The sequence below is a fragment of the Sphingobacterium sp. UT-1RO-CII-1 genome, assembly GCF_026711005.1.
Taxonomy (GTDB): Bacteria; Bacteroidota; Bacteroidia; order Sphingobacteriales; family Sphingobacteriaceae; genus Sphingobacterium.
Genome location: NZ_JAPPVJ010000020.1, coordinates 1 through 2,987 on the forward strand (window position 1 = coordinate 1; position 2,987 = coordinate 2,987).

At 37.3% G+C, this 2,987-nt stretch carries 5 protein-coding genes; all 5 read left to right on the forward strand.

Annotated elements, in window-relative coordinates:
• Nucleotides 1-258, forward strand: a 258-nt coding sequence (locus tag ORI89_RS19090; protein WP_268232121.1) for a hypothetical protein, incomplete at its 5' end; no start/stop codon positions are given.
• A gap of 211 nt (nt 259-469) precedes the next feature.
• Nucleotides 470-1,435: an RNA-directed DNA polymerase gene (locus ORI89_RS19095; RefSeq protein ID WP_268232122.1), complete on the forward strand. Its 966-nt coding sequence runs from the start codon at nt 470-472 to the stop codon at nt 1,433-1,435.
• 297 nt (nt 1,436-1,732) lie between these two features.
• Nucleotides 1,733-1,993 (forward strand): hypothetical protein, encoded by a 261-nt coding sequence (locus ORI89_RS19100; protein ID WP_268232123.1) that lies wholly within the window; start codon nt 1,733-1,735, stop codon nt 1,991-1,993.
• A gap of 5 nt (nt 1,994-1,998) precedes the next feature.
• On the forward strand, nt 1,999-2,274 hold the full coding sequence (locus tag ORI89_RS19105) for a hypothetical protein (RefSeq protein ID WP_268232124.1): 276 nt from the start codon (nt 1,999-2,001) through the stop codon (nt 2,272-2,274).
• A gap of 34 nt (nt 2,275-2,308) precedes the next feature.
• Nucleotides 2,309-2,854, forward strand: a complete 546-nt coding sequence (locus ORI89_RS19110; RefSeq protein ID WP_268232125.1) for a hypothetical protein — start codon at nt 2,309-2,311, stop codon at nt 2,852-2,854.
• Nucleotides 2,855-2,987: the final 133 nt, after the last annotated feature.

Here is a 2,987-nt window from a genome sequence, read left to right on the forward strand (position 1 = left end):
GCATCATGGAAACAGGAAGAAAAAACAATCGATTGGTACGACTGGGACCAATACAAATACTATCCTTGGTTTGACATGTCACCCGATCAAAACGCTGGTTCTGTAGGTTCGTCGGTCGGTTTTTCGTGCGACGGCTACGGCTACGGTCTTACGTGTTCGTCTGTCGGTTCCCGCCTCGTATTTCCCACTAGAGAAATAGCGGAGTATGTCGGCAAAACTCACTTGGATTTGTACCGTGACTTTATGGTCATAGACTAGAATAAAACAGGGTGGCTATCCATTGGCGTTCTGTAGGTTCGTCAGTCAGTTTTTCGTACAACGACTACAACTACGATAATACGAATTCGAATGTCAGTTCCCATATCTGTAAAAATATTAATGGATAGCACCTTGCAAGCATTGCATAAAACAAAATGTTAAAAGGTCGTTGGTAGGTTTTCTCCGAAGACGACCGAATTACACAGAGGCCATGAAAAGACACGGAAATTTATACGAGAAAATCTGCGACATACAGAATCTGTATTTAGCGGACGATTTAGCCAGCAAAGGAAAATCAAAGCAATTTGGCGTGATCAACCATAGAAATAACAGAGACATAAACCTTCTTAACCTTCAAAATATGCTCCTTGACAAAACATTCAAGACTTCCGAGTACCAGGTATTCAAAGTATACGAGCCAAAAGAAAGAGAGGTTTACAGACTGCCTTATTACCCTGATAGGATTGTCCACCATGCTATAATGAATGTTTTGGAGCCAATTTTTGTAAAGACATTCACGACTGACACCTACAGCTGCATTAAAGGAATGGGGCTTCATAAGGCTTCAAGGAGATTGTCAAAGGCGTTGAAGAATCAAGAAGAAACAAAGTATTGCCTAAAACTAGATATTAAGAAGTTCTATCCAAGTGTTGACCATGATATCTTAAAGATGCTACTAAGGCGAAAGTTTAAAGACAATGACCTTCTAGAACTACTCGACGGAATAATAGATAGTGCAATCGGAATACCTATAGGGAACTATCTAAGTCAATACTTTGCTAATTTCTACTTGACATACTTTGATCATTGGATAAAAGAAAGTTTACTAGTTAAATACTACTACCGTTATGCGGATGATATAGTAATTCTTTCAGACAGCAAGGACTATCTCCACGGTATTTTAAGCAAAATAAGACATTACCTATTATCGAATCTTAATCTACACGTAAAAGAAAACTATCAAGTATTCCCTGTGGCGTCAAGAGGTATTGACTTCTTAGGATACGTCCACTATCACACACATACTAGGCTTAGAAAAACAATAAAGCAACGCTTTGCCCGAAAGGTTAAGAAAGGAGCTTCAAAAGAATCTCTAGCCAGTTATCTAGGATGGGCCAAACATGCAAATTGTAAAAACCTAATAAAAAAACTAATACCAACACATGAAAAATTTTAGCGACTTCAACATAAAAGTTGAGACTACAAATTTCACGGGTGACAAAATAAAAATATCACGAATACTCAATATACCTATAGTAGTGCATGCTTTCAAGTTGAAAGACTCAATACATTTTCCAAATGATTGCCTGCATTTGCAAATAGAGCATAAAGATGAAAAACACATCTGCTTCTCAGGATCTAAAACACTAATAGATCAAATAAAGAAAGTGCCAACCGAATCATTTCCTTTTAAAACCACAATAGTTAAGGAAGATGAAAGATACAAGTTTACATAAATCAATCAATTATAGATATGAGCATATTATTAGGAAACCTCTCAGTAAATGAGATAGAGAAAAGAATAGGTATAGATTTCCCACAAGATGTAAGGGATTTTATGAATGACCACCACCACAGCGACGCAGGGAATATTCCTAAAGGTAAATGGCACTGCTTTGATATCCCTTTTACTCTTGTATGTGGTGATGTTGAAACAGCCACTAAGATTTACAACTCCGTAAAAGAAAGGTCATCACAGGTTAAAGAACAATTACAGTTTTCAATTCAAAGGTAAAGACAATGGCTAAAATTATTAAAAACGATAAAGGATTTAAGGTTATTTCCTGCTCAATGAGTGAGACAACCAAATTTTGCGGAATGGGTATTTGTGACTGTTGTAGTAAGGCTGCATTCAATGGTTATATCGTTTGTGTCCTTGTTAGATGGTATTGTGAAGAATGCTACCAAGAATGGAACAAAGAAGCTACCTATTACCCCGAAGATGTCAACTATGAACTATCAATGTTTAATCAATTCAAAAAAGTGTTAAATATAACGGAGGTAGACAATGGCTAAAACACTAATAAACGATAAGAGACTAACGCCTACTATGAAAAGGATTAGATCGGGATCGACACAGTTGTTTAGAGAAGAAAACCCAAATAACAGAAGTTTTATTTCTAATGAAAATGCTGATGTTATACTAACGCATGATACCGATAAGGCGATGTATGCAGAACTTATCGACGGTGAATGGTATTGGGTAAGTGGTTGTGCAGAATGTATAGGTAAGCCTAGAGGTACGAGTTACATTGAGTGTGATGAGCACGATGTATGCTCATGTTGTGGTATTTCACGAAAAGAAATCGAAGGTTCAGTTTGGGGCGGTCGACATGGGTGGATTTGCCCTTCTTGCCATGATGCTAAAAAGCTAGAAGCTAGACAAAGAGCATTCCAAAAACTTAACGGAAACGAACCTGATACACACTATACAGATAATCCCACATGCCCTCATTGTGGAACTGAACATGATATTAATTATGTTAATGAAAACACTACACTAGAATGCTACGTGTGTGAGGGCGGGTTTGAGATAGAAGTAAATTGGACGCCTAGCTACACTACAACGGTTGTTGGGGAAAGATTAACACATTAAACCATTACCCCCTATTTACTAAAAGAGAAAGAAACTATGGATAACAAAGTAATCATAGAAATAACACCAACAGGATGGACAAAGAAGGTCGTCATAGGTGAAAAGGAATATACCGAAAATTGGAAGCTCACCT

Coding starts and splice junctions, on each gene's coding strand:
- ORI89_RS19100 (WP_268232123.1), top strand. CDS start 1,733: ATGAGCATATTATTAGGAAACCTCTCAGTAAATGAGATAGAGAAAAGA.
- ORI89_RS19105 (WP_268232124.1), top strand. CDS start 1,999: ATGGCTAAAATTATTAAAAACGATAAAGGATTTAAGGTTATTTCCTGC.
- ORI89_RS19095 (WP_268232122.1), top strand. CDS start 470: ATGAAAAGACACGGAAATTTATACGAGAAAATCTGCGACATACAGAAT.
- ORI89_RS19110 (WP_268232125.1), top strand. CDS start 2,309: ATGAAAAGGATTAGATCGGGATCGACACAGTTGTTTAGAGAAGAAAAC.